This is a genomic window from Planococcus sp. ISL-109 (assembly GCF_018613655.1).
Classification (GTDB): Bacteria; Bacillota; Bacilli; order Bacillales_A; family Planococcaceae; genus Planococcus.
Window position 1 is genome coordinate 26,624 of the sequence record NZ_JAGGPW010000019.1, and the last position, 25,703, is coordinate 52,326.

Annotated in this window: 31 protein-coding genes and 1 riboswitch; of the genes, 4 read left to right on the plus strand and 27 right to left on the minus strand. The window is 46.5% G+C overall.

Annotation, left to right across the window (positions count from 1 at the left end; all coding sequences use genetic code 11):
* Nucleotides 1–40: 40 nt before the first annotated feature.
* From J7E21_RS12835 to J7E21_RS12860, 6 genes are all read right to left on the minus strand, one after another.
* The gene (locus J7E21_RS12835; RefSeq protein WP_215108367.1) at nt 41–370 is read right to left on the minus strand and encodes a YuiB family protein; all 330 of its coding nucleotides are present in this window, start codon (nt 368–370) and stop codon (nt 41–43) included.
* A gap of 143 nt (nt 371–513) precedes the next feature.
* A complete protein-coding gene (locus tag J7E21_RS12840; RefSeq protein ID WP_215108369.1) occupies nt 514–642 on the minus strand; it encodes a YuiA family protein in 129 nt (42 codons plus the stop codon).
* Between the two features lie 183 nt (nt 643–825).
* Complete coding sequence (locus J7E21_RS12845) at nt 826–1,329, minus strand: NUDIX domain-containing protein (RefSeq protein WP_215108371.1); 504 nt, start codon at nt 1,327–1,329, stop codon at nt 826–828.
* A 55-nt stretch (nt 1,330–1,384) separates the two neighbouring features.
* Nucleotides 1,385–2,599 (minus strand): NAD(P)/FAD-dependent oxidoreductase, encoded by a 1,215-nt coding sequence (locus tag J7E21_RS12850; protein WP_215108373.1) that lies wholly within the window; start codon nt 2,597–2,599, stop codon nt 1,385–1,387.
* 183 nt (nt 2,600–2,782) lie between these two features.
* Nucleotides 2,783–3,145 carry a HesB/IscA family protein gene (locus J7E21_RS12855; RefSeq protein WP_215108375.1) on the minus strand — a complete coding sequence of 121 codons (363 nt, stop codon included), beginning with the start codon at nt 3,143–3,145 and terminating at the stop codon, nt 2,783–2,785.
* A gap of 84 nt (nt 3,146–3,229) precedes the next feature.
* Nucleotides 3,230–3,466, minus strand: a complete 237-nt coding sequence (locus J7E21_RS12860) for a NifU family protein (RefSeq protein WP_215108377.1) — start codon at nt 3,464–3,466, stop codon at nt 3,230–3,232.
* An 83-nt stretch (nt 3,467–3,549) separates the two neighbouring features.
* Here J7E21_RS12860 and J7E21_RS12865 point away from each other — a divergent pair, with 83 nt between their 5' ends.
* Nucleotides 3,550–3,876 carry a YuzD family protein gene (locus tag J7E21_RS12865; protein WP_215108379.1) on the plus strand — a complete coding sequence of 109 codons (327 nt, stop codon included), beginning with the start codon at nt 3,550–3,552 and terminating at the stop codon, nt 3,874–3,876.
* A 31-nt stretch (nt 3,877–3,907) separates the two neighbouring features.
* On the opposite strand, the gene J7E21_RS12870 is transcribed toward J7E21_RS12865, so the two are convergent.
* On the minus strand, nt 3,908–4,975 hold the full coding sequence (locus J7E21_RS12870; protein WP_215108381.1) for an NAD(P)/FAD-dependent oxidoreductase: 1,068 nt from the start codon (nt 4,973–4,975) through the stop codon (nt 3,908–3,910).
* A 151-nt stretch (nt 4,976–5,126) separates the two neighbouring features.
* On the opposite strand from J7E21_RS12870, the gene J7E21_RS12875 reads away from it, so the two are divergent.
* On the plus strand, nt 5,127–5,363 hold the full coding sequence (locus tag J7E21_RS12875) for a YuzB family protein (RefSeq protein ID WP_215108383.1): 237 nt from the start codon (nt 5,127–5,129) through the stop codon (nt 5,361–5,363).
* A 23-nt stretch (nt 5,364–5,386) separates the two neighbouring features.
* Here J7E21_RS12875 and J7E21_RS12880 read toward each other — a convergent pair whose 3' ends face one another.
* From J7E21_RS12880 to J7E21_RS12920, 9 genes are all read right to left on the minus strand, one after another.
* Nucleotides 5,387–6,160 carry a TIGR01457 family HAD-type hydrolase gene (locus tag J7E21_RS12880; protein ID WP_215108384.1) on the minus strand — a complete coding sequence of 258 codons (774 nt, stop codon included), beginning with the start codon at nt 6,158–6,160 and terminating at the stop codon, nt 5,387–5,389.
* Nucleotides 6,147–6,605 (minus strand): DUF86 domain-containing protein, encoded by a 459-nt coding sequence (locus J7E21_RS12885; protein ID WP_215108386.1) that lies wholly within the window; start codon nt 6,603–6,605, stop codon nt 6,147–6,149. Before J7E21_RS12885 ends, J7E21_RS12880 begins: the two co-directional genes overlap by 14 nt.
* 83 nt (nt 6,606–6,688) lie before the next feature.
* Nucleotides 6,689–7,045, minus strand: a complete 357-nt coding sequence (locus J7E21_RS12890; RefSeq protein WP_215108388.1) for a YutD family protein — start codon at nt 7,043–7,045, stop codon at nt 6,689–6,691.
* 197 nt (nt 7,046–7,242) lie between these two features.
* The gene (locus J7E21_RS12895) at nt 7,243–7,371 is read right to left on the minus strand and encodes a methionine/alanine import family NSS transporter small subunit (protein WP_215108390.1); all 129 of its coding nucleotides are present in this window, start codon (nt 7,369–7,371) and stop codon (nt 7,243–7,245) included.
* 12 nt (nt 7,372–7,383) lie between these two features.
* Nucleotides 7,384–8,934, minus strand: a complete 1,551-nt coding sequence (locus tag J7E21_RS12900; RefSeq protein WP_215108392.1) for a sodium-dependent transporter — start codon at nt 8,932–8,934, stop codon at nt 7,384–7,386.
* A 199-nt stretch (nt 8,935–9,133) separates the two neighbouring features.
* On the minus strand, nt 9,134–10,708 hold the full coding sequence (locus J7E21_RS12905) for a Na+/H+ antiporter NhaC family protein (protein ID WP_215108394.1): 1,575 nt from the start codon (nt 10,706–10,708) through the stop codon (nt 9,134–9,136).
* 111 nt (nt 10,709–10,819) lie between these two features.
* A riboswitch (Lysine riboswitch) is annotated at nt 10,820–11,000 on the minus strand.
* Nucleotides 11,001–11,071: 71 nt separating this feature from the next.
* Nucleotides 11,072–12,415, minus strand: a complete 1,344-nt coding sequence (locus tag J7E21_RS12910) for a bifunctional metallophosphatase/5'-nucleotidase (protein WP_215108396.1) — start codon at nt 12,413–12,415, stop codon at nt 11,072–11,074.
* Nucleotides 12,416–12,427: 12 nt separating this feature from the next.
* Entirely contained in the window at nt 12,428–13,258 is an 831-nt protein-coding gene (locus tag J7E21_RS12915; protein WP_215108398.1) for a sulfite exporter TauE/SafE family protein, read from the minus strand.
* Nucleotides 13,258–14,118 carry a DUF72 domain-containing protein gene (locus tag J7E21_RS12920; RefSeq protein WP_215108400.1) on the minus strand — a complete coding sequence of 287 codons (861 nt, stop codon included), beginning with the start codon at nt 14,116–14,118 and terminating at the stop codon, nt 13,258–13,260. The genes J7E21_RS12915 and J7E21_RS12920 overlap by 1 nt, the downstream gene beginning before the upstream one ends.
* 263 nt (nt 14,119–14,381) lie before the next feature.
* Here J7E21_RS12920 and J7E21_RS16335 point away from each other — a divergent pair, with 263 nt between their 5' ends.
* Both J7E21_RS16335 and J7E21_RS12925 read left to right on the plus strand, forming a co-directional pair.
* Complete coding sequence (locus tag J7E21_RS16335; protein WP_251047994.1) at nt 14,382–14,594, plus strand: hypothetical protein; 213 nt, start codon at nt 14,382–14,384, stop codon at nt 14,592–14,594.
* Complete coding sequence (locus J7E21_RS12925; protein WP_251047987.1) at nt 14,494–14,985, plus strand: DNA alkylation repair protein; 492 nt, start codon at nt 14,494–14,496, stop codon at nt 14,983–14,985. The genes J7E21_RS16335 and J7E21_RS12925 overlap by 101 nt, the downstream gene beginning before the upstream one ends.
* A 60-nt stretch (nt 14,986–15,045) precedes the next feature.
* Here the strand turns inward: J7E21_RS12925 and J7E21_RS12930 are convergent, their stop codons facing one another.
* From J7E21_RS12930 to J7E21_RS12980, 11 genes are all read right to left on the minus strand, one after another.
* Nucleotides 15,046–15,231, minus strand: coding sequence for a hypothetical protein (locus J7E21_RS12930; RefSeq protein ID WP_215108402.1), 186 nt, complete (start codon nt 15,229–15,231; stop codon nt 15,046–15,048).
* Nucleotides 15,232–15,534: 303 nt separating this feature from the next.
* A complete protein-coding gene (gene sufB / locus J7E21_RS12935) occupies nt 15,535–16,932 on the minus strand; it encodes a Fe-S cluster assembly protein SufB (protein ID WP_215108403.1) in 1,398 nt (465 codons plus the stop codon).
* A 20-nt stretch (nt 16,933–16,952) separates the two neighbouring features.
* A complete protein-coding gene (gene sufU, locus J7E21_RS12940) occupies nt 16,953–17,393 on the minus strand; it encodes a Fe-S cluster assembly sulfur transfer protein SufU (RefSeq protein WP_215108405.1) in 441 nt (146 codons plus the stop codon).
* Nucleotides 17,383–18,609 carry a cysteine desulfurase gene (locus tag J7E21_RS12945; RefSeq protein WP_215108413.1) on the minus strand — a complete coding sequence of 409 codons (1,227 nt, stop codon included), beginning with the start codon at nt 18,607–18,609 and terminating at the stop codon, nt 17,383–17,385. Before J7E21_RS12945 ends, sufU begins: the two co-directional genes overlap by 11 nt.
* Complete coding sequence (sufD, locus tag J7E21_RS12950) at nt 18,609–19,913, minus strand: Fe-S cluster assembly protein SufD (protein WP_215108415.1); 1,305 nt, start codon at nt 19,911–19,913, stop codon at nt 18,609–18,611. Before sufD ends, J7E21_RS12945 begins: the two co-directional genes overlap by 1 nt.
* An 18-nt stretch (nt 19,914–19,931) precedes the next feature.
* Nucleotides 19,932–20,717 carry a Fe-S cluster assembly ATPase SufC gene (gene sufC, locus J7E21_RS12955; RefSeq protein ID WP_353047790.1) on the minus strand — a complete coding sequence of 262 codons (786 nt, stop codon included), beginning with the start codon at nt 20,715–20,717 and terminating at the stop codon, nt 19,932–19,934.
* Nucleotides 20,718–21,053: 336 nt separating this feature from the next.
* On the minus strand, nt 21,054–21,209 hold the full coding sequence (locus J7E21_RS12960) for a YuzK family famiily protein (protein WP_215108419.1): 156 nt from the start codon (nt 21,207–21,209) through the stop codon (nt 21,054–21,056).
* Between the two features lie 324 nt (nt 21,210–21,533).
* On the minus strand, nt 21,534–22,700 hold the full coding sequence (locus J7E21_RS12965) for a dicarboxylate/amino acid:cation symporter (RefSeq protein ID WP_215108422.1): 1,167 nt from the start codon (nt 22,698–22,700) through the stop codon (nt 21,534–21,536).
* A gap of 242 nt (nt 22,701–22,942) precedes the next feature.
* Complete coding sequence (locus J7E21_RS12970; RefSeq protein WP_215108424.1) at nt 22,943–23,785, minus strand: MetQ/NlpA family ABC transporter substrate-binding protein; 843 nt, start codon at nt 23,783–23,785, stop codon at nt 22,943–22,945.
* Between the two features lie 99 nt (nt 23,786–23,884).
* Nucleotides 23,885–24,553 (minus strand): methionine ABC transporter permease, encoded by a 669-nt coding sequence (locus J7E21_RS12975; protein ID WP_215108426.1) that lies wholly within the window; start codon nt 24,551–24,553, stop codon nt 23,885–23,887.
* Complete coding sequence (locus J7E21_RS12980; RefSeq protein ID WP_215108428.1) at nt 24,546–25,571, minus strand: methionine ABC transporter ATP-binding protein; 1,026 nt, start codon at nt 25,569–25,571, stop codon at nt 24,546–24,548. The genes J7E21_RS12975 and J7E21_RS12980 overlap by 8 nt, the downstream gene beginning before the upstream one ends.
* Between the last annotated feature and the right edge of the window lie 132 nt (nt 25,572–25,703).

The window sequence follows — 25,703 nt, forward strand, 5'->3', positions numbered from 1 at the left end:
ATTGCAGTTCGGCTTTTTTATGTTGCGTTATGATAATGGATCAAAACATTTGATAACCCATTTTGCGTAAGACTTTCATGACGATCCCTGAAGTTACCGCACCTAAAAACCCAGCCGTAAGCACTGCAACATCACTGCCAGTCAAAGACCGGATCGTATCGCCAAGCATGGAAAACGACTCGCCTGGTGCAGTGAAATAATCGAATACCCCGACATCATCAATGACGAGCAAAATGACGATAGGATAGACGACTGCCATCAGCCACGTCATGCGAAGCAGCATGTTGAGCAAAAAGCCGATTCCAAAAAACATAACATAAAACAGCAAAATGGAAATGATCAATTGGACAATAGTAAATGAACTGTTCATGGACTCTAACCTCCGTTATTCCCTTACTCAGTTTACCCGAAAGCTCAAGTCCTTTCAATGTGAAGAACCAGTATTCATTACTTTGTCACAGACACTCATTCAACATAAAAAAAAGCACCCTAAGCGGCTGCTTTTTTAATCACTTATTTATTTTTTCCGGATCCGGAACAGCAGGAGCACGTTTCAGAACCGCCCAATCGTAATTGGAAATAACCTTGGCCCGCACAGTATGGGCAATGGTTTTCATTTGTTCTTTTCTTGAAGACTGTCATTCGAAACACCTCCTCTGTTGTTTTAATATTCTGAATTATTAGCAATATATCACGTATCGCAATTGCGTGCAAATTAAAAAAAGCATTTGTAAACGGATACAAATGCTTTTTTCTCTAGTATTCTCACTTTATCTTAATAATTCTTACTTTCTTCAAATTATCTGTTAATTCTTTTAAGCTTTTCTATTCTTGCCTGCGGAAAAACAATTTATAATCGGTGTAACCGAAAATCTGCCCTGGGTCGACATCTTCAATCGGCTCAAAACCTTCCTCTACTACATAGGCAGCCATCTCATGGAGCATCACCGAAGCTTCCGGATCCAGTGCCAACTCTTGCGGCGAACGCCACGCAGCATCATAGAGTTCTTCTGCTTGAGGGATGATTTTTTGCCCTTCCACCACCGGCCGGAGCAAAAAGACGGCCATATTATCGCTGATTTTCCCTTTAATGACGCCTGAGCGAAAACCGATCATTCCGAGCAGACGGCAATCAATTCCGGTTTCTTCTTTCACTTCCCGCAAAGCGGTTTGGTCAATGGTTTCGTCCCTTTCGACGAATCCAGCCGGCAGCGACCATTTGCCATGAAGGCCGCCGTAGCGTTTTTTGACGACGAGCCATTGCTGTTTCTCATTCACCACGAGTCCTGCTGCCCCAAGCCAAACATCCCCGCGTTTGCTTTTCGACATCCAAACGCCCTCCTGTCTTCATATGAAAAAGCCCCCCGCACCGGGAGGCTCATTTTTACCAGACTTTAAGTTTTCCTTTTTTCATGACAAGACCGGCTCCGCCGATCATGTACAATGCGCGGTTGTCGATCATTTTTTTCATGAACGCAGCGCGTCTTCCAGTCACTTTTTTGCCGAAGACTACACCAATTGCATCTTCATCACCAAGTGAGCAGACTGTTCCTTTTAGGTCCGGAACGAATTCTTCTGTCGTTCCTTCGCCAGCAAGCGCCTTAATGTTTTTTGCAATGCGCTCACCTTGCTGCATGGCAATTTGCGCAGTCGGAGGATACGGACGATTGATTTCTTCGTTGATCATCAATGCACAGTCTCCGACGATGAAGACATCAGAATAGCCAGGAGCACGCATGTCTTTTTCGACTTTGACGCGCGCACGCATGCTTTCGATCGATGTTTCTTCAATCAATCGGTTGCCGCGGACACCCGCTGCCCAAACCACTGTTCCGGCTTTGATGAATTCGAATTCTTCTTCGCCTTTTTTGATCTTCACGCCTTCTGGAGTCGCTTCCACAACTGGCGTGCCGATAGAGAATTCGATGCCTTTTGATTGAAGATGCCCTACAGCATAATCTACCAATTCCGAATCGAATCCTGGCAACACCATAGGAGCAGCTTCTACACAAATGACGCGGACTTTTTCTTGGGGAACATCAAATTCCTTGCACAGTTCCGGCACACGGTTCGCCAGTTCGCCCAAAAACTCGATGCCAGTGAAGCCAGCTCCGCCGACAACGATCGTCAAACGGCTATCATCTTTCACTTGCTCTGTTGACCAAGTCGCGAACTGGAATTCAATGTGCTCACGGATGTAACGAGCCGCCTTAACGTTGGCGATCGACAAAGCATATTTATCCAGTCCTTCGATGCCGAAAGTTTCTCCTTCATAGCCAAGCCCGATGACAAGGTAATCATATGTAAATTCACCATTGTCAGTTGAAACTTTTTTGTTATCTACGTCGATTGCTTCGACTGTCGCTTGAACAAAATTCGTTTTGCCGCTGTCGATGACGTCGATGATATCATAACGAACATCCTCCGGAAGCATTGTACCTGCTGCTGCTTCATGCAACCATGTGCTTTCGTAATGATATTCATTTTTGTTGATGAGCGTAATGTCTGCAGCGTCTGTCCCAAATTCTTTCTGCAAATTTACAACAGTGGTCAAGCCACCATAACCTGCACCTAATACTAAAATTGACGGTCTTTTCAATACAATCGCAACCACCTTCAAGTCATTTTATGCACCGGAAATCGTCGAACGTTCTTCCAGTAAACACCTACCCTCTATATTAGCCCTTTTGCCAATGCTTTTCAACAGTTGAGTGCCTATCCGGAAGATGGCCGCGAAAACTGAACATGAAGAAACCCGCTTTTATAAAAGCGGGTTTTCATTTCAGCAATTTTCAGGAGTTCCTTCTTTTTTTGCAGTGCGGAAACTGGTGCCGCATCCACAAGAAGCGATGGCGTTCGGGTTATCGATCGTAAACCCGCCGCCCATGAGCGATTGCTTATAGTCGACGATGGTGCCTGTTAGAATAGGCGCATCTTCTTTATTGATAAGTATTTGGATGCCATGCTGTTCGTATTGCTCATCGGCATCCGTCACTTCATGCTCAAAGCCCATGCCATACGTTAATCCGCTGCACCCTCCGCCATTGACGGCCACGCGGAGAAAAGCACCTTCTTCTTCATTGTGGCGCATCATTTCCTTCACTTGGAAAGAAGCGGCTTCTGTAATTTCTACGACTTGTGTCATCTACGTTCACCCTTTCTTTACCATGGATTTGCTCATCCACTTATGTGTGGACAGAAAAGGGACCTGTCAAAAGGTCCCCGAATATTAAAAGACTTGTTCCACTTCTACAATGCCGGGAACTTCTTCGACAAGTGCGCGCTCTATGCCCGCTTTCAATGTGATAGTGGAACTTGGGCAGCTTCCGCATGCACCCAACAGGCGCAATTTCACGATGCCGTCCTCTATATCCACCAATTCACAGTCTCCTCCGTCACGCAAAAGGAATGGACGCAATTTATCTAGGACTTCCATTACTTGGTCTTCCATCATAGCTTCAGTCATTTCTATCGACTCCTTTCATTACAATCATTATAATGTGATTAAGAAGAAAAAGCCAATAATGAATTTTCAGGAGGCCATTATCTATGACAAAAATTCCGACGATCGAAGTTTACGGTACTGAACAAATCTGCGCCAGCTGTGTAAATGCCCCGTCTTCAAAGGATACGTACGAATGGTTAGAGGCAGCTATTTCACGGAAGTACAAAAATCAGCCATTTTCAATAAGCTATATTGACATTGAGAACCCGCAACTGGAGGAACAGCACAAAGACTATGCCGCGCGCATTATGGAGGATGAATTTTTCTATCCGCTTGTGCTGATCGAAGGCGAAGTAGTCGGAGAAGGTTATATTCAGCTGAAGCCCGTTTACCGAGAACTTGAAAAACATGGCTTTAAAGCTGAACAATAAAAAAAGCGCTCCGCGGAGCGCTTTTTCTTATTTAACCATTATGCCATTTGTACATCCAAAGAACACCCGACTTCATTAATCGTGCGATGCGTCCTGTAACAGTGCGGTCAGCGAGATAAGCGAATCCTTGCTTTTTCCCGAGCGAGCCGAGGAAACCTTTGAGTTTGATCTCCGGCATCGTTTCAGGCAGTTCTTCGCCCTTCCACTTCATCCGCAGCACTTTGACAATTTGTTCGGCTTGTTCTTCCGCTAACTGAGCTGAAGGCGCCATCGGCAAAGCTGCACAATCGCCGACAACGTAGACATTCTCGTCCTGCGGCAATTGATGGTATTGGTTGATGATGACACGCCCGCTGCCATCGCATTCAAGATTCAGGTCGCGCACCGGCTTAACAGGCTGAATCCCTGCTGTCCAGACGACGGCGTCGACCGGAATCGTTTCTTCGTGATTATGGAGAAGATTCTGGTCGACTTTGGTGATGTTCGCATTGGAAACAACATCTACATTATTGTTATCAAACCATTTGTTGACGAAATTGCTGAGCCGTTCCGGAAAGTCGCGCAAAATCCGCGGACTGCGGTCAAACAGCTTGATCTGCAAGTCACTGCGGCTCTCGCGCAACTCACTTGCGAGTTCGATGCCGCTAAGTCCAGCACCGACAACACCTACTGTGGCGCCTGACTTCAAGCCGAGAAGAGCTTCATAGGTTTTGCGTGAGTTGCCGATCGTCTGGATGCTATACGTAAACTCATCCGCACCTGGCACTCCGTGGTATTTATCGATGCATCCGAGCCCAATAACCAATTCATCATATTCTATGCGCTGGCCGTCTTCTAAGAAGATGCATTTTTCCTCCAATCCGATTTCGCGGATTTCGCCGTTGACCATTTTCAAGCGTTCATGTTCAGGGAATGGAACGCGCACTTCCTGGTCTGATTCAGTACCGGCTGCCAGTGCATAAAATTCCGTTTTCATGCTGTGAAAAGGTGTTCTGTCGATTAAGATTATTTCCATGTCTTGTGGGAAATTGTTCGGCAAGAGGCGCAGCAAGACCCGCATATTGCCATATCCGCCACCAAGTAAGACTAATTTTTTCATAAAATTCTCCTTTAGCCCGTCATTCTGCTCATGATTCCACATATGAGTATAGCTGATTGTGATAACTTTCACAATCCTTTCGGGACAAAATCAATTAATTGACGGTTGCGCTAAAACACGGTAGGATTTTCTAGTAGTGAGGTGAGCTAGAATGAATCCGATTATTGAATTTTGCATGAGCAATCTTGCCAACGGTTCGGAAGAAGCTTTTGCAAAATTAGAGCAAGACCCGAATTTGGATGTGCTCGAATATGGTTGCTTAAGTTATTGTAGCCAGTGCGCCGAATCCCTATTTGCACTTGTCAATGGTGAAATTGTGGAGGCTGACACTCCGGAAGAGCTGACCAAAAAAGTTTACGAGTTTATTGAAGAAAACCCGTTATTTTAAGCCGCCATTTGGACGGCTTTTTTTTAATGTTCCCAAAACCCGAGATTCTCGAGCACAAAGCTTGCTGGGCGGTCTTTTTCAAGCACTGCCTCCATTGGGGTGACACCGGTATTCACGTGGACAGTATCAATGCCGAAACGAAGGCCGGCTTGGATGTCTGTATCGTAATTATCACCGATCATGACCATGTCTTCTTTACGGAATCCATACTCATGGTGGATCGCTTCGAGCATATGGATTTCCGGTTTGCCGATAAAGACCGGATCAATATCCGTCGCTTGGGCGACCAGTGCTGTAAACGCCCCATTCCCAGGCAGCAACCCTCGCTCTGTTGGAAATTTCAAATCCCTATTAGTCGACAAAAATACCGCTCCGCGCTGAACTTCCAGGCAAGCGCGCGCTAATTTATCATAATTGACTTGTGGGTCGAGTCCCATCAAAACGATATCCGCCTGCTTTTCGACCCGATTGATTCCGTGATCATCAAGCGCTTCCTCCAAGCCTTTCGAACCGACGAGAAAAACGGTTCTATCCGGGTACCAGCGGCGTATGTACTTAGCTGCCGCGATTGCGGAAGACATGATGCGTGCTTTTTCTGCATGAACGCCTACTTTTTCCAGCTTGTGATGCAGTTGGTCAACTGTCATAGAAGCGTTATTCGTAATATAGAACGGTTCAATGCCGCTTTCTTGCAGGCTTGCGACAAATTGTGCTGCTTTTACGACAGGCTCATTGCCGCGGTAAACCGTCCCATCCAAGTCCAAGCAATAAGCTTTATAGCGTTTAATTTTGGCCATTGTCATTCTCCGGAATAAATGCCGAAACAGGGCCCAATTCATGCTCGAGGTAATGGCTCACTTTCGGGCCGAATTGCTTTAATGCATCCAGATGAACATCCATTACCCGTGTAATTTCCTTGTGGTCGACAGCGATGAAATCTCTTACAAGCATTTTGCGCAGCCCGACCACTTCTTTAAACGGCTGATCCATTTCTTTGGTGATGACTTTTTCGTCTACGAGAATGTCGATGATATCTTCGTAGCTTCCCGGATCCCTCATGATAAACCCATCAATCATGGAATTCCCCACATCTATCACGGCCTCAATAGCACCAAGCGACAGCCGTTCAAGCGCAAGTTGGTCTTTCAATGAATTCCAGCTTGCATTTTCTTCATATAATGCGAGCAACGCATCCATATAAACAATAGCTTTTTTGATTTTTCCGCGGTCGATAAAATACATATTGAGTCCCTCCATTTAGCTGTTACTGCTAATGTCATTTCTTCTATATCATATCATATGCACATGAAAAAACCCCCGGCAGGTCAATCTGTCTCGGGGGTTTCCACTTGTTCTTCTTGTTCTTCCACTTGTTCTTTCGTTTGTTCTTCCACTTCTATTTCCGGTGCTCTTCCAGCCTTTTTCAGAATGAAATAGGAACAGCCAAAATTACAGTATTCATATAAATAATCCTGTAATGTGCTGATCTTTGTATCGTAGCTTGCCTTGCTGTTGCTGTCTTCGAAGAAACCTTTCAAGCGAAGTTGCCCGTAGCCCCAATCACCTAAGATATAATCGTATTTGGCCAGAATATCGCTGTACCTGTTCTGGAATGCTTCTTCCTGAAAGCCTTCGCGATGATCCACGTTCACCTCATAGTTCCATTTTTCTATTGTGATCAATATACTCACCATCCATACCTAGTAATGACGCCAGCACCGGAACCGAGCCGCTTGTTACGCATTCCTTTTGCAGCGCATTTCTACAAACTTATCCTCTTTCAAATGTATCACACCAAACCTTTCTGAACAAGCTGCGCTACTGATTGCTAAAGAAAACAAAAACCTCCAGCTGACTAGCAGCCGGAGGTTTTCAATTATTACCCTATATTTTGTTCTTTTGCTTTATTCGCTTTGCTTGATCTTACAGCGTGGAAAATGCTCGCTGCCAATCCTCCCCAGAGGAGGACCATACCGATAATCATGACGACAATAGCACTAACTGACATGTCGATCCCTCCTTATTTCTTTTCTTTTTCTTTCACTGGGTGTTCGGAATGCTCGTCGTAAAAGCGGTAGTTTTTATGCCACTTGCCGAGCGTGAATAATATTCCGAAGAGCAAGGCGCCCCCAGCGACTGCAACGCCGCCGAATAATGTGAACATATTGGAATAGCCTTCATAGTTCCCGGTATCCGTGTCAAATTGCTGGAATATGTTCAAGCGCAACAATCCGAACATCATGTAGCCGAGAACAATCGGCGTGATGATACCGAGGCTGAATTTCCACCAGCCGCCGAGATGGATGTCGGAAACTTCGTTCGCGTGATTCTGCAAATCGCCTGTTTTCCGCAAAATCCAGACGACCATGACAACTTCCACAAGACCGACTGCCGCGACACCGAATTGGTTGATGTAGTAATCGGCGATATCCAAGAAGAACAAACCACCCTGTGTTGCAAAGAGAACGGAGATCAATGCAGCAAGTCCGCCACCGAACGCTACGGCTTTGCGTCTTGAAATACCAAATTTCTCAGTGAATCCTGCGACATAAGTTTCTGTGATCGACATGAGCGATGTAAGCCCCGCAAGTGTCAGCGACAGGAAGAACAAGAAGCCGAAGAGACCATTCATTCCTGGGAATTGATTGATGATTGCCGGGAATACGACGAACGCGAGTCCGACCCCTGCAGAAGCGACATCCGCAACAGCAACATTTGATTGTGTCGCCATGAAGCCGAGTACAGCAAATACCCCGATACCCGCGAGCAACTCAAAGCTTGAGTTCGCAAAACCGGTAATGAAAGCGTTATTGGTAATATCCGATTTTTTCGGAAGATAACTGGAATACGTTATCATGATCGCAAAAGCAATCGATAAACTGAAGAATATGTGCCCATAGGCCGCAACCCAGACGACTGGATCCATTATGGCGTCGAAATTCGGTTTAAAGAATGCATCGAGACCCAACATCGCACCGTCAAGCGTTACAGCTCGTATTACGATGATGATGAAAATGACGATCAAAGTCGGAATGAAAATCCGGTTCGCCATTTCAATGCCGCGTTTTACGCCCGCTAATAAAATACCTAATGTGATGACCCAAACAACGACTAACGGGATGAAGATGCCCCAGACGATTCCCCCTGTCTCACCTGGTGACACGGTCAACTCGAGAAAATCATTGAATAAGAAGGCTTCCGTATCCTCTCCCCATGCCTGATTGAATGAGAACAATGTATAACGCATCGCCCAAGCAATAATGACGGCGTAATACACCGATATGACGAACGAAACAAATATCGCCCACCATCCAAGCCATTCTGCTTTCTTGCCGCTCATTCTAAAGAATGAAAGTGGCGCGGATCCGCGATAACGATGACCAATCGTGAATTCCAAGATTAAAATTGGAATACCGGCCGTTAAAAGAGCAAACAAATACGGAATAAAAAATGCGCCGCCACCATTTTCATAAGCTACATACGGGAATCGCCAAATATTCCCTAATCCTACTGCCGAGCCAACTGCCGCCATAATAAAACCGGCTCTAGTTCCCCATGTAGAACGTTCCATCTCTCTTCCCCCTTTGTTGTTAACTCCCATTTTTTTAACAGAAAAATAGGAAGTTTGTTTATATTCAGATTATTGTGGAATCTAAATTTAGTATAACTAGCACATACCTCAAAGTAAAGATAATTTCTATAAATTTTTCAAAAAAACTATTATAGCAATAATAAAAAGACGGAGATAAAATATCTCCGCCTTTCAGAACTTAGTTTTGAGTGTGTTTTTCCATTAAAGTAGTGCGTCTTGACCAAAAAATGAATAGTATTGCCAATGCAATGGCAACTGCTCCGAGTGCCAGTGGCAGCGAGCCGCTAAAGCCTATGACGATATACCCTATAGACGCCACAGCTGCAGAAGTTAACGCATATGGCAACTGCGTTACTACATGGTCCATGTGGTTGCTTCCCGCCCCTGTCGACGACAAGATTGTCGTATCGGAAATCGGTGAACAATGGTCTCCGAATACAGCCCCTGCCAACACGGCAGATAATGAAGGAAGCAATAATTCAGGCTCTGCCTGGATCATGATCGTTCCGGAAATCGGCAGCAAGATCCCGAATGACCCCCAGGAAGTTCCTGTGGAAAATGCCATGACACCCGCAAGCAAAAACAGCAGGACTGGCAAAATGCTCGTCGGGACATTGCCTTGTGCTACAGCATCTGCAAGGTAAGTACCGGTCTCAAGCGCGCCGATCAGGTACGTCAATGACCAGGCGAAGATGAGGATAAAGACGGCACCGGACATCGATTGAATCCCTGCCCAAATTCCTCTAACGATCCAATGTGCTTCTGCCGCTTCATTGCGTTTGATCTGCAACGCATATAAAATGATTGCCGCAAGCGCACCAATGATTCCCCCCGAAATCAAGGACAAAGGAACATCCGTGTTTTCAAAAATAAGCCAAATGTCGAATACTTCCCCAGCATTGACATAGCCGGTCCAAATCATCGCTGAAACAGTTCCGACAATCAGCAGTACGATCGGCAATACCAAATCACGGACTCTTCCGTGGGAATGGCTCGGAAAGTCTTCCTTCATCTCTCCAGGAATAGTTTTATCCGGGTTGAACAAACGGCCCTCCGTAATGGCCAGATGTTCGTGCTTTTTCATTTCCCCGAAGTCCACATCCCGGAAAGCGACGAAGAAAACAATCGCCAGTGCAGCGATGACATAAAAGTTCATCGGCGCCATCCAAAGAAATGCTTCTAATGCAGAGTAGTCAACAAATGTCTGCCCCGCCAGGATCGTGCCGATGATGCCGATAATTGCTGCTCCCCAGCTCGATACCGGAGAAACGACACAAATAGGCGCGGCCGTAGAGTCGATGAAATACGCCAGTTTTGCACGCGACACTTTGTAGCGGTCTGTAATCGGACGCGCAACTTGCCCGACAGCCAACGCATTAAAGTAATCATCGATGAAAATGAGGATACCAAGAAATACCGTAACGAGTTTAGCCCCCCGGCGAGTCTTTACACGGCTGGATGCCCAGTCCGCAAACGCGTGGCTTCCTCCCGATAAGCTGACAAATGCCGTAATAATGCCGAGCAAGAATAAAAACAAAATGATAAAGACATTGTAAGCATTAAAGCCTCCGTCCCAGAAAATGACGGCAAACGATGTGACCAGTTCCGTCAATGCTTCTATTGGAGCAAAAGATGTCAAGAGAAATGCAGCTGCAATGATGCCGACACCGAGCGACAATAGCACGCGCCTTGTCAAAAGCACCATCGCAATGGCGATAATCGGCGGTAGCACCGAGAAGATTGTGTTTTCCATAATTAGATTTCCTCCTATTCATTGTGATGGTAGGCCTACACGAAAAAAAAGCCGGTTTATCCATTGGATAAACCGGCTTTCTACAATTCGTCTGTGTGCTCAAGCATCAAACAACCCTGTAGCTCTTCATGTGCAGTTATGCAACATGACAGTGGCATTCCTCTTTGGAATGCCCCCAATCGCCGCCCCTTGACCCAGAAGCGGGAATTTCGGCAAGCTTCCCTTTCGAATGCGGTCAACGCGGTCAAACTCGCACATTCTACTGATGAAGGCTGCAGCCTCTACCCATCGATATCTAATTCATCAAAATCATATCCCAAATAAAGCGCGAAATCAACTAACAGTCCATTCCGAATGTTCCTTCTATTTCGCTGCTTTCATACGGAAATAATCTCCGAACATATCACGTAAAAATTCGGGCATAAAGTAGGTTTTCGGTGCTCGCTTCAGCGCAGGGAAAAAATAGCCGAATGTGAAAAGGTCGAGTGTTGCCAGGCGATACATGCGATCCGGGTCAGCCAGTTTGCCGCCCACCATCAACTGATGCCCGTACAACTCCATTCCGCTATGGATCATGCGCCCGAATACTACTCCCCGGAAGCCCATGCCTTTGAGCTCGAGTTGCGGCCAGTCTTCATTTAACGACTGCAAGTATATTTCTTTCAGCTCTGCCCCGCTCAGCTGGATGACGCACGGATTGATCGGATGCGGAAGCATGCGGTGAAAGTCATAGCGCGTCATTTCGCCTTGCGGCATGTCTTCCATAAAAATTCCGGCATTGAAAAGACCACAATCTGCGGAGGCGAACTCGACCAATGCAGATCCAAACAGCTCCGCCATAGGAGATGATTTAAACCATTCGGCTTTTAAATGCTGTTCGTTATAAAAAACCGTTTCCGCCAACTGCTGCTTGCCGATACTGACCAGATGTTCATTGAATCCTTCATCGACTTCCGGCAAGCGATCAGTCTCAATCACTTCAGCGGACATTTCACCTGAATCGATATCAATTTCAATATGCCCCACATAGAAGCCGAATTTCCCGGCAGCACCGAGCAATGTGCCTTCGATTTTTTTGCCTTGATGAAACAGATGATGCGTATGCGCCCCTAAGATGATATCCAGTTCCGGACATTCGGCTGCCAACAGTTCATCATCTTTAATACCCAAATGCGACAAGCACACGACAAAATCGACCGATTGCCGAATTTTTTCGGCTTCCCGCTTGATTGCGTCCCTTCCGCTCGTGACGTTCCAGCCAAGCCGGCGATAAAATGGCGTAAATTCAGCCGTCGCTGCGATCAAACCGATTTTGGTGCCTTGTTTCGTTTCAATAATATGGCTCGGACTTGCCCACTCTGGCTGGTTCCCATCGAGATCCAATAAATTGGCGATAATCACAGAAAAATCGGCTTGAACGTATAATTCATCCAGTTCCTCTTTTGACAGCGTAATGCCTTCATTATTGCCGATCGTCACTGCGTCGTATCCCGCTTCATTAAGCAGTTGGACGTTGCCTTTACCGGCTGTCCCTTCAGTGAAAGGATGCGAGCGGTCCGCGTGGTCGCCGATATCGAGCACCAAACACGCATCCCCCGCTTCTTCATGCCAGCGTCTGCGCTCTGTCAGCAGAGATTTGATGCGCGGCCAATGATCGAAATGGCTATGCAAATCGTTCGTATGATAAATATGAATGGTTTCGCTCATGTACAACACCTCTTATGAACTGAAAATTCCTTCGTAAATCGAGCGAAGCCCGAATAATAATAGCGCGAGACGCAGCAGTACGACCAATGTCTCGGATTTGATGCTCTGGTTGAGTTTGGCACCGATCTTCGCTCCGATATAAGCAGCAGGGACAACCGCCAGCGTATAGACCCACGGTACATTGCCAAGGGAGATATGCGTGACGGAATTAATGATGGCTGATAAAAAGACCATGAACATCGATGTTCCGACCGCAACATGCGGCGGGAACAAAAACAGCAGAATCATCGCCGGCACCAGAATCGATCCGCCACCTATGCCGAATAGCCCAGAGGCGAAACCGATGAAAAAGGTTAAGGCGAGCGCAAACCAAATCGGATAACCGTATACATATTCTTGATCCGTTTTGCGGTCATGAAACGTTCGTTTCTTGCCATTCTCGACAAACCAGCTGACCGAACTCAACCGGTCCCTCAACAGCAAGAGCAGCGAGAGAAACACCAGCAGCAAGCCGAAATACAATTGAAACGATGGGACGTCGAGATTGCGGTTGACCAAAGCCCCGATCACCGTTCCAGGTGCACTGCCCAGAAAGAAGATAAAGCCGCTCCGGTAATCGACTGTTCCCATTTTCATATAAGCAAGCGTTGATGATAAACCGGTGAAAATCATCATGACCACGGACAAACCGACAATTTCTTGCGGGGACAGATCCGGGAAAAAACTGATGGATGAACCAAGGAATAATAACGCCGGAACTAAAATGACGCCTCCGCCAAGTCCGATGAGTGCCCCGACGATTCCGGATGCCAAGCCGACAATTATCAATAGAAGAAAAACCATCAAACCCCGCCTTCAAACAAATCGAGCTGCTTGGGCGACAATCCGTCAAAATGCAAGCCGTTCAATTGCTGGAATTCTTTGGCATTCCCTGCCGCATGCCCGCCGGAATTATTATTGAAGATGACATAGACATCTTCCGCTTGTTTCGCGAGCGACTGCACAGCTCTGCTTATTTCATCGAGCTCTGGACGGTTGTAATCATATAAATAGCGCACTTCCCGCCATTTTTCGGCATTTCCTGGATTGAGCCAGCCGTGAACATTGCGGCCATGCAGACGCAGCAATACTTTGTCTTTGCTGCTCGACTCGGGAACGAGCGGGATCGAGCCATCGCCTGCTTGCGGTTCATCGCACACCGAATGGATCAGCCCATGTTCCCGGAGAAATGCTACAGTCTTGTCTTTCATCTCATTAGCATACCAGGATTGGTGGCGGAATTCGATTGCCAAATCAAACTCCTGCAACTCGTCGATTATATTGCGGATTTCTTGCACATTCTCTTTTTGGCAATCAAACCAAGGCGGAAATTGCAGCAACACCATCGCAAGCTTTCCAGCCTCTTTAAGCGGCCTAACCGATTTCCTGTAGGCATCAAACATTTCCTTCCGGCTGTCGAACGGATTTTCGCCGCGCTGATGGCCTGTCATGCCTTGATAGGCTTTGACGACAAATCGGAAGTTGTCCGGAGTTTCGCGGATCCATTTGCTGATATTGCGTTCAGGCTGCACCGCATAAAAGGAGGAGTCCAGCTCCACAATCGGAAAATGAGCACTGTAATCGGCCAATTTATCTTTTTGTTTCGAACCGGGGCTGTAGACATCCGGATGATCGCCCCAGCCCGTCAATCCAACATAAATCATCGCACTGCCTCCATTTTCGTTATTATTTTATGATAGCATAGAACAAATGGAACGTCCTTTTTTCGGATTTGAATGATTAACGCTCTGAAAATGCCTTCTTGTTATTTAGTTCCCTGCTTCTTCACAAGCTACACCTTCATATAAATCTTTAGGAGATGAATGGAATTGAAACAACAAGATGAATGGAATTGAAACAACAATGGGACTCCCAAGCACTCATCGATCTACTCGAAGCAAACCGCAACCCAGAGCTCGCTGCCCCCATGGGGGCATACATGAGAAACCAATTTCCATTTCTAGGGATTAAAACTCCTCTTCGAAAAAAAACTGCTGAACCAATATTTTTCGGACCACCATTTTCCGCAACAAATACAGTTGAAAAGAGTTGTATGGGAACTCTATCAGTTGCCAGAACGCGAATACCAGTATGCATCCATTGCCGTGCTGGAAGGGATGAAAACACAATTAACCCCTGATGACCTGCCTTTTCTGCGCCAACTGATTGAATCCAAGTCCTGGTGGGACAGCGCGGATGCCATCGCTCCAAGAATTGTCGGGCCTATCGTCATGGAACATCGCAGAGCTGGTACAGTAATGATGCTCGACTGGTCTCAAGCTGACAATATATGGACCAACCGCGCATCCATTCTTCATCAACTGAAGTTCAAACACCATACCGATACGGCTGTCCTCAGTCCCGTCATTTTGGAGCATGTCGATTCTTCCGAGTTCTTCCTCCAAAAATCAATCGGCTGGGCGCTTCGCGAATATGCGAAAACCGATGCGGAGTGGGTTTATGATTTTGTCTCTGTGCATCCGCTGAAACCGCTCAGCAAGCGTGAAGCTTGGAAAAACATTAAAAAATAAGCTTTGGCATACATTTAAGTATGCCGAAGCTTATTGTCTTTTATCTCATATTGCAGATTGTTAAAATAATCCGCCGAGTCCCCCGCCGCCAATCTTGGATTTTGCGAGGTCCATCAATTCGTTCTTTTCATTTTCATCAATCTTTCCATCTTCATATGCCTGCTTGACTTGGGTGATTATTTCTTTCGCTTCTCCCATATCTGCATTGCTGATTTTTTCTTTTAATGCATCAAACATTTGACTCATAAGAAAAATCCCTCCTCCAATTATTCCTTCTTAAGTTGTATACCCTGTACAAAAGTCATAAAACTGTATATCTTCAATTGGCGCTATACTGCGCAATAATTAAAGTTGAATGAAAAATTCCATAAAAATAACCCTTGGCATGAACAATGTCATGCCAAGGGTAATAAAGAGAAACTTCAATCAGTGGGGGGTTCTTCATCCCCACTGATTGTTAGTTGATCCAATCGGACTTTTACGGCCCGCTGATCTCCCGCTTAAAGAAGTGGGAGTCTTACGGACCGTTAAAGCGGAATGAATCATTTATTAACCGATCGAACCTTCCATCTCGAACTTAATCAAGCGGTTCATTTCTACTGCATATTCCATCGGCAATTCTTTTGTGAATGGCTCGATGAAGCCCATGACGATCATTTCCGTTGCTTCCTGTTCGGAAACGCCTCGGCTCATCAGATAGAATAATTGTTCTTCGGATACTTTCGAAACTTTAGCTTCGTGCTCCAAAGAAACATTGTCGTTCAAGATCTCATTGTAAGGAATCGTATCTGAAGTGGATTGGTTGTCCATGATCAGCGTATCGCATTCAATGTTTGAACGTGCTCCGTCGGCTTTGCGGCCGAAGCGGACGATTCCGCGGTAGGAAACTTTGCCGCCCTGCTTCGAAATGGATTTCGAAACGATCGACGACGATGTATTCGGCGCCAAGTGGATCATTTTCGCGCCTGCATCCTGGTGCTGGCCTTTGCCGGCAATCGCGATTGACAAAGTCATGCCGCGAGCGCCTTCGCCTCGAAGGTAAACAGCCGGATATTTCATCGTCACTTTAGAACCGATATTGCCGTCAATCCATTCCATTGTCCCGTTAGCATCAACGAATGCACGTTTTGTGACAAGGTTGAACACGTTGTTTGCCCAGTTTTGGATGGTTGTGTAGCGGCAATAAGCATTTTCTTTGACGATAATTTCAACAACTGCTGAGTGAAGCGAATTTGTCGTATAAACCGGTGCTGTACAGCCTTCAACATAATGAACGCTTGCGCCTTCATCTACAATAATCAGCGTGCGTTCAAACTGCCCCATGTTCTCCGAGTTGATGCGGAAATAGGCTTGAAGCGGTGATTCGACTTTGATGCCTGGCGGTACATAGATGAACGAACCACCGGACCAAACCGCCGTATTGAGAGCGGCGAATTTGTTGTCGGCAGCTGGAATTACGGACTGCCAGTGCTCTTTGAACAAATCTTCGTTCTCTCTTAAAGCGGAGCCTGTATCCTTAAAGACGATTCCCATGTCTTCAAGTTCTGATTTCATGTTGTGGTAAACAACTTCCGACTCATACTGCGCCGAGACACCAGCCAAGTATTTTTGTTCAGCTTCAGGAATTCCCAGTTTATCAAACGTACGCTTGATTTCCTCAGGAACTTCATCCCATGAAGTTTGGCTTGCTTCTGAAGGTTTTACGTAATACGTAATTTCATCAAAATCAAGTGAACTTAAATCTCCGCCCCATTGTGGCATCGGCATGGAGTAGAACAATTTAAGAGCTTTCAGGCGCGATTCGAGCATCCACTCAGGCTCTTCTTTGATTTTCGAGATTTCTCTGACAATGTCTTCTGTCAGACCACGCTTGGATCTGAAGATGGAGACGTCCTTGTCATGGAACCCATATTTATAATCTCCGATTTCCGGCATTTTTTTCGCCATCGTCGTTCCTCCGTTCTATGTTACGATTTTTCTTCGTTGTGCACACCTTTTTCCATGGCTTTCCATGCGAGCGTTGCGCATTTGATGCGCGCCGGGAACTTGGAGACGCCTTGCAGCGCTTCAATATCCCCGAGGTCTACTGAATCGTCGTATTCTTTCCCAAGCATCATATCCGAAAAGATTCCAGACATCTTCAATGCAGTATCAACGTCTTTTCCTTTGACCGCTTGCGTCATCATGGACGCGGATGCCATGGAAATCGAACAACCTTCCCCGTCGAATTTGGCGTCTTTGACGATGCCATCTTCCACTTGCAGCGTCAGATGGATCCGGTCGCCGCATGTTGGGTTGTTCATTTCGATATTGACACTATTTTCTTCGATCGTCCCTTTGTTGCGGGGCGTTTTATAATGGTCCATAATCACTTGTCGGTACAATTGATCTAAATTATTAGAAGACATCGCTAAAATACTCCTTTGCAGAACGCAAACCTTCCACCAGACGATCAATATCTGATTCGTCATTATATAGATAGAAGCTTGCGCGTGCTGTCGCTGTCACGTCAAGCCATTTCATTAGCGGCTGAGCGCAATGATGGCCGGCGCGGACAGCGATGCCGCTCATATCGAGCACTGTCGCCACGTCATGGGGATGAACTTCTTTCATATTGAAAGTGACGATTCCTGCCCGTTTCGCAGGATCTTTCGGGCCGTAGATTTCCAGGCCTTCAATCGCGCTCATCTTGTCCATGGCAATGGCAGCCATGTGATGTTCGTGTTTTTCGATTTCGTCCAAACCGATTTCTTGCAGGAAGTCGATCGCTGCTGCGAGTCCAACTGCTCCGGCAATAATCGGTGTGCCGCCTTCAAATTTCCAGGGAAGCTCTTTCCATGTCGAATCATACAAGCCGACAAAGTCGATCATCTCTCCACCAAACTCGACCGGCTCCATTTGCTCAAGCAAGTGCTTTTTGCCATACAGGACGCCAATGCCGGTTGGGCCGACCATTTTGTGACCGGAAAATGCGAAGAAATCACAATCCAGATCCTGGACATCGATCTTCAGATGAGGAGCTGCTTGGGCACCGTCCACGACCATGACCGCGCCGTGTTCGTGTGCTATTTTCGCAACTTCTTTAACCGGGTTCATCGTTCCGAGTACATTGGATACATAAACCATCGACACAATTTTTGTCCGGTCGGTGATGGCTGCCCGAACATTTTCGAGTGAAATCGTACCGTCTTCTTCAAGCTCGATATACTTCAATACAGCGCCTCGCTCTTTCGCCAGCTGCTGCCACGGAATGATATTAGAGTGATGCTCCATATACGTAATAACGATTTCGTCGCCTTCTTCCACGTTCGCACGGCCGTAGCTTTGAGCAACTAAGTTGATCGCTGTCGTCGTGCCGCGGAGGAAGATGATTTCTTCCGTTGCATTCGCGTTAATGAATTTTTGTACTTTTTCGCGTGCGCCTTCGTATTTTTCCGTTGCCCGGTTGCCGAGCGTATGAACGCCGCGGTGGACATTGGAATTATCGGACTCGTAATACTCTTTCAACGCTTCGATCACTTGTATAGGTTTTTGCGAAGTGGCTGCACTGTCCAAATAAATGAGTGGATGGCCATTGACTTCTTGCTTGAGTATCGGGAAATAGCTCTTAATCTCTGGATTCATTAGCGGACTTTCCTTTCGATAACCTCCGTCAATTGCTTTTTAACGCCTTCGATTGGCAACACGTTTACTACCGGTGCCAGGAAGCCGTGAATAACAAGACGTTCAGCTTCTTGTTTTGTAATGCCGCGGCTCATCAAATAATACAATTGAAGCGGATCAACACGGCCGACTGACGCCGCATGTCCTGCCGTTACATCGTCTTCGTCGATTAATAGAATTGGGTTCGCGTCACCGCGCGCATTCGGGCTCAACATCAGAACGCGTGATTCCTGCTCTGCATTGGCTTTCGTCGCGCCGTGTTCGATTTTTCCAATGCCGTTGAATATGGATGACGCCGAATCTTTCATGACGCCGTGCTTCAAAATCTGGCCCTCGGTGTTTTTTCCCCAATGGATGACTTGCGTCGTGAAGTTCTGTTTCTGATTGCCTCTACCGACGACGACCGTTTTCGTATCGCCGACAGAGTTGTCGCCGATCAGATAAGTCGTGTTGTCGGAAATCGTATCGCTGTCGCTCATAAGACCTAAAGCCCATTCGATGCGCGCATCGCGCTGTGCGACGCCGCGGCGGTTCACATAAGCTGTGAATCCTTCCGCGAGAACGTCGACTGCACCGTAAGTGACTTGTGCATTATCTTCTGCAAACACTTCTGAAACGATATTCGCTTGGCCTTTTGCTTTTGGCACTGTGGAAATATAATTTTCGACATACGTTACCGAACTGCTCTTATCCGCCACGATCAGCGCATGGTTAAACAGTGAAGCATCCTCGTTGTCGTGGATGAATACCGCTTGTACCGGCTCTTCGATTACGACATTTTTCGGCACATAAAGGAAAATCCCGCCATTGACCAAAGCTGCATGAAGAGCTGTCAATTTATGCTCTTCCGCTTTGACCGCTTCCGTCATGAAATACTTGGCGACCAAATCACTGTGTTCACGGATCGCTGTTTGAATATCCGTTAAAATAACGCCCTGCTCTTTCAGCTTGTCATCTAAAGAGATGAATGCAGGGGTGTTATTGTGCTGGATGTATAGATTTTTTTGTTCAAGATCAACAATGGATTTTACTTGTTCCGGCAGCTCTTCCAATGAAGCATAAGTGGAGCTTTCCACTGTGTGGACCGGAAAATCAGTAAAGTTCCAGTTGATGATTTTTGTCTTATCAGGCTTCGGCAAAGGCAAAGCTTCTGCAGCAGCCAGCGCCTGTACGCGCAAATTCGTAAACTCTGCTGGTTCTGAGTGGGAAGCCGAGAAGGAGCGTACATCCTGCTCGGTCATTGTTAGTTTTGTTTCAACCGTCACGTTAGTCTCTCCTTCCAATTATGCTTCTTGTCCGACAGTCTCGTCTTCGATGCCGAGTTCTGTCTTGATCCAGTCATAGCCTTCCGCTTCAAGTTTGTGCGCAAGTTCAGCTCCGCCAGATTTCACAACGCGTCCTTGCATCATTACATGGACTTTATCCGGTGTGATGTAGTTCAAGAGGCGCTGATAGTGAGTGATGATCAGGCAGCCGAAATTTTCGCCTTTCATCTGGTTGATGCCGTCTGATACGACTTTCAATGCATCGATATCAAGGCCGGAGTCAATTTCATCCAATACAGCGAATGTCGGTTTGATCATCATCATTTGGAGAATTTCGTTGCGTTTCTTCTCACCGCCAGAGAAACCTTCATTCAAGTAACGCTGTGCCATGTCCTGCTCCATGCTCAATGTTTCCATTTTGCTGTCGAGTTCGCGAATGAATTTCATCAAGGAAATTTCACTGCCTTCTTCGCGGCGCGCGTTCATCGCAGAGCGCATGAAGTCAGCATTGGTGACGCCGGAAATTTCGCTCGGGTATTGCATAGCCAAGAAGAGCCCTGCACGTGCACGCTCATCGACTTCCATCGCCAATACATCTTCCCCGTCCAATTCGATGGAACCTTGTGTTACTTCATATTTAGGATGCCCCATGATCGCTGACGCCAAGGTAGATTTCCCTGTTCCGTTCGGCCCCATGATGGCATGGATTTCGCTCGTATTAATTGTTAAGTTTACACCTTTTAAAATCTCTTTTCCTTCGATTTCAACGTGTAGATCTTTAATGACCAAAGTTGACATGTAAATACCTCCATAGTGTTATTCAAGAATGCCTGGCACTCTTAATTAGTATCATTCTAATCTTAACTTATATTCACCTCAGTAGCAAATGTTAAAATCGGCCGCAAGCATAGAGCAAAAACCATTTTGAAATCCGGATTTCCTGCTAGCGGCGCCTTTTTTTTGCATGGTACAATGGATTCCCTGCATTTTCAATAAAGTCAGGCTAAATGAGAATGCATTTCAATAACAACCTCATATTGCGCTGCGGATTTCTGTAAAAATCCATCAAAAAACCGGATAGAGAACGAGGTCTCTTTCCGGCCGCTTTCAAGGTCATATGTTTGTGTCAACTAACTTCGACTATTCACGGTGCGCTTGGCGCTCGATTTGTGCCGCTACCGACTGGCCTTGGCGATAATCTTGCTCCCGGCGCTGTTCAACTTCAAGGATTTTTTGCGGGTCATTTTGGTATTCGCTCAGTCCGTACCCATGTACGTCCCTGAATGCCTGTTCCATTTTTTCCGTCTTTTCAAAACCTTGAGAATCAATAATAAACCATTCCTTTCGAGTTGTCGGATTTACTTTTACAAGTATACCCGACATCACTCACCATAAACAACATAAATAATCTAATTTATCTGAAAATAGACCTATCGTCATAGCTAATGGGTAAATATGGATAAAAAAGAAACGCTGTACTTTTTGGACAGTGTCAAGCTTAGTCGATAATTTCACTAGCTTTAATCGCTCGCTTTGTCTGTTCAGCCCAGTCGGCAGCTTGATCGGACTTGCACGTTGCGCGTAGAAAAATAGCCGGAATTCAATGAATTCCGGCCTGGTTCATGCTTTTTCAGATGGTGTGAAGCGGTCGACGATATTGGTTAAAGCACCGTCTCCTGTAACGTTAGCGGCTGTTCCGAAACTATCTTGCGCCATGTACAAGGCAATCATCAGCGCGACCATCGTCGCATCGAAGCCTAGCATCACTTCAAGCAAGCCGATTGCGGCCATGACTGCGCCACCAGGTACACCTGGCGCCGCAATCATCGTCACCCCGAGCATCAAGATGAACGGGAAGAAACTGCCGAATGCAGGCGTTTGTCCTGTCAACAATATGACGCCGACGGCACAAGTGACGAGTGTTATGGTGCTGCCGGACAAATGGATCGTCGCAAAAAGCGGCACCGTAAAGTCAGCTACTCGTTCTTTGACGCCCGTTTTTTTCGCTTGGCGCAATGTGACCGGAATCGTCGCGGCAGAAGATTGCGTACCGAGCGCTGTGAAATACGCCGGCAGCATGATGCGGATCAGGCTCAACGGATTTTTCTTTCTCAAAAGGCCAGCAGCGGAATACTGTCCGGAAAGCATGACCCAATGCAGCGCGATGATTAGAATAAAGACCACGGCAAAGAGCGACAAGATTTCCATGACGGCACCGCCGTATGCCATATTCGCGAAAATCCCGAAAATGTGAAACGGCAATAGCGGAATAATAATGACGGAAATCACTTTCTCGATAATTGCTTGAAACTCTTCAAAGAACGATACCATTGTGCGGCTTCCTGTTGAAGCCATTCCGATGCCGAGCAAGAACGCTAAAATCAATGCGCTCATGACGCCAAACAATTGTGGAATTTCCAACTCGATGAAACTTGAAGCTAAAGCAGTGGCCGGGTCGTCCAAATTATTCAAAGAACCCCCGGTCATTAAATTCGGCAAGATTGTAGATGCGACGGCAAAAGCTAAAACTCCTGCTGTAATGGTAGAAACGTAAGCAACAGCTGTCGCCAGCCCCAATAGTTTGCCGGAACCTTTGCCCAGTTTTGCGATGCCGGGTGCAATAAAGCCGAGAATGATCAGTGGCACGATGAAATTCAAGAACCCGCCAAAGATTCCTGTGAACGTGGCAAATACCCGAACGAGCGCTTCTGGTGCTACAGAACCGATTAAAACGCCGAGCACGATGGCCAGCACAATTCTCGGCAGCAAGCCGAATTTAAACTTCATGATGTTGTCCTCCCTGTGTATACAGTTGTTTATTTGTTATTATCTGAAATTACCATAGTTTTCGAAAAGCTAATAGCTATTTTCTAATACACGTAATATTTTTATTATTCCGAAAAAATAATCACTCGAAATTTTCGCATTCACCTTCAGATTTTATCGTTGGACGCTGCTGCTAGCCCACTATTTCGACGAACAAAAAACAGGACATCCTTTTGAAGGATGCCCTGTTTTCATATGTGTTTTTATTGTTCGACTGGAACGACAGCGCCGCTCCATTCTTCTAGGATAAAGTCTTGGATTTCTTGCGAAGTCAGTGCTTCAACAAGTGCTTGGATGTTTTCATTATCTTCATTTCCGGACTGCACAGCGATGATATTGGCATACGGAGAATCAGAGCTTTCAAGTGCGATAGCGTCATCCATCGGGCTCAATCCAGCATCGATTGCATAGTTCGAGTTGATCAATACTGCATCACCTTCACCCGCTTCATACATTTGCACGAGCAATGCCGCTTCATATTCTGTATCAAACTGGAGGTTTTTCTCATTGTCTACGATATCGCTCGTTTCAGCAGCTGTTTTTTCGATGCCTTCTTCAAGTGTAATCAAGCCTTCCGCTTCCAGCATGGACAAGATGCGGCCATGGTCAGCGATTGAATTGCTCATCAAAATTGTAGCATCGTTCGGCAATTCTTCAAGAGACGCATAGTCTTGCGAATAAACACCGATCGGCTCAATGTGGATGCCGCCTGCACTCACAAAGTCATAGCCGTGATCAGCAATTTGAGAGTCCAAGTACGGTACGTGCTGGAAATAGTTCGCGTCCAAATCACCCGACTCGAGATCTTGGTTTGGCAAAATGTAATCCTGGTATGTTTCTACTACCAGTTCGATGCCTTGTTCTTCAAGAAGCGGCTTTGCTTGTTCCAAAATGATAGCGTGCGGTACGTTTGATGCGCCTACCGTCAATGTGCTGGATTCAGCTTCTGATTCTGAACCTGCATCGCCGTTGCTTGTTTCTTCTTCTGCGCCACACGCGGATAAAGCCAATACTGCTGCAAATGAACCAAATACTAATTTTTTCATTACAAAATTCCCCTTTTCTTCTATATAATATATTTTTGCAAAAACACCGGGCGGTTGAGCGCCCATTTTTTAACAACGATTGATTTGATACGAAACTTTTTAGCGTTTATCGGATTTTCCTGTCAGGAAATCTCCAAGAAATTGAATGGCGAAGACGATGACTAAAATCATGATCGTCGCCATCAGCGTGACATCTTCACGGCTTCTTTGGAAACCATCCAAGAATGCGAGCGTTCCGAGGCCGCCTGCTCCGATGATGCCAGCCATAGCGGTATAGCCAACTAAAGCGATAGCAGTGACGGTGATGCCGGAAATCAATGCCGGCTTGGATTCAGGCAGCAACACTTTGCGGATAATAGTCCATGTCGTTGCTCCCATCGACCGTGCAGCTTCGATGACCCCTTTATCGATTTCCTTCAATGCAATCAGCACCATGCGTGCATAGAATGGCGCCGCCCCGATGATCAGTGCGGGAAGTGCCGCATTCGGTCCACGAATCGTGCCGATCAAAAACTTCGTGAACGGAATGAGCAAGATGATCAAGATGATAAACGGAATCGAACGGAAAATATTGACGAAAGCGCCTGTCAGCCAGTTGACAATTTTATTGGCCCATAATTGATTGGGCGCTGTCAGGAACAAGACGATTCCGAGTATGAGGCCGATGATGAACGTAAACAGTGTAGACATCCCGGTCATGTAAATCGTTTCAAGTGTCGCTTCCCACATATTCGGCCAGTCAACGTTCGGGAACAAAGTCTCAAGCATCGCCCATCACCTCCGTTTGCACGTCATGCGTGCTGAGGTAGGCAAGTGCTTTCCCGATTTCTGCCGAATCCCCTTTTAATTGGAGAATGAGTGTGCCGTATGCGCCGCGCTGGGTATGGGAGATATTACCGTGAACGATATTGACATCTACTGTGTGTTCCCGGATCAACTGAGTCAAAATCGGCTGCTCTGCCTGGTCGCCGACAAAAATCAGTTTGACCAATTGCCCTTCCGGATATTGCTCGCGCAGATGGCGAACCGTTTCTGCAGAATCTTCGGTTTCGGTCACTTGGGCCACGAAACGTTTTGTGATGTTTTCTTGTGGATGCTGGAACACATGCAAGACTTCCCCGAGTTCGACGACACGACCACCTTCCATGACCGCCACGCGGTGGCAGATCTTCCGGATGACGTGCATTTCATGTGTAATCAACACAATCGTCAAGCCGAGCCGCTTGTTGATATCGACCAATAAATCCAAAATCGCATCGGTCGTTTGTGGATCGAGTGCCGATGTCGCCTCGTCACATAACAATACTTCCGGGTCATTGGCTAATGCGCGCGCAATGCCCACCCGTTGTTTTTGCCCGCCGGAAAGCTGGGAAGGATAAGCGCTTTCGCGGCCTTCCAAGCCGACCAGTTCAATTAACTCCTTCGCACGTAATCGCCGCTGCTCTTTTGGAATGCCTGCGATTTCCAGTGGAAACTCGATGTTTTCCTGAACGGAGCGAGACCACAGCAAATTGAAATGCTGGAAGATCATACTGACTTTCTGGCGTGCTTTACGGAGTTTCGGACCGGATATGGCAGTGATGTTCTGGCCATTGATTTCAACTGAACCGCCGCTCGGCTTTTCCAAACCGTTCAACAAGCGGATCAAGGTGCTTTTCCCTGCTCCACTGTATCCGATGATACCGAAAATCTCCCCTGCCGGTACCGACAAGTCGACATGGTCCACAGCGGTCAAATGTGCTTTACCTGTGTCGAATATTTTAGTTAAACCTTTTAACTCAATCATGGTTGGGCACTCTCCTAAATCTTTGAATCGATAAATTAAATGAAAAATGTAATTTTTATACCTATTAATGTGTTGCCTATTCAACTGTTGAAGAGATAAGAAGCAAACCCGCGTAGTAACTGAGATTGCTCC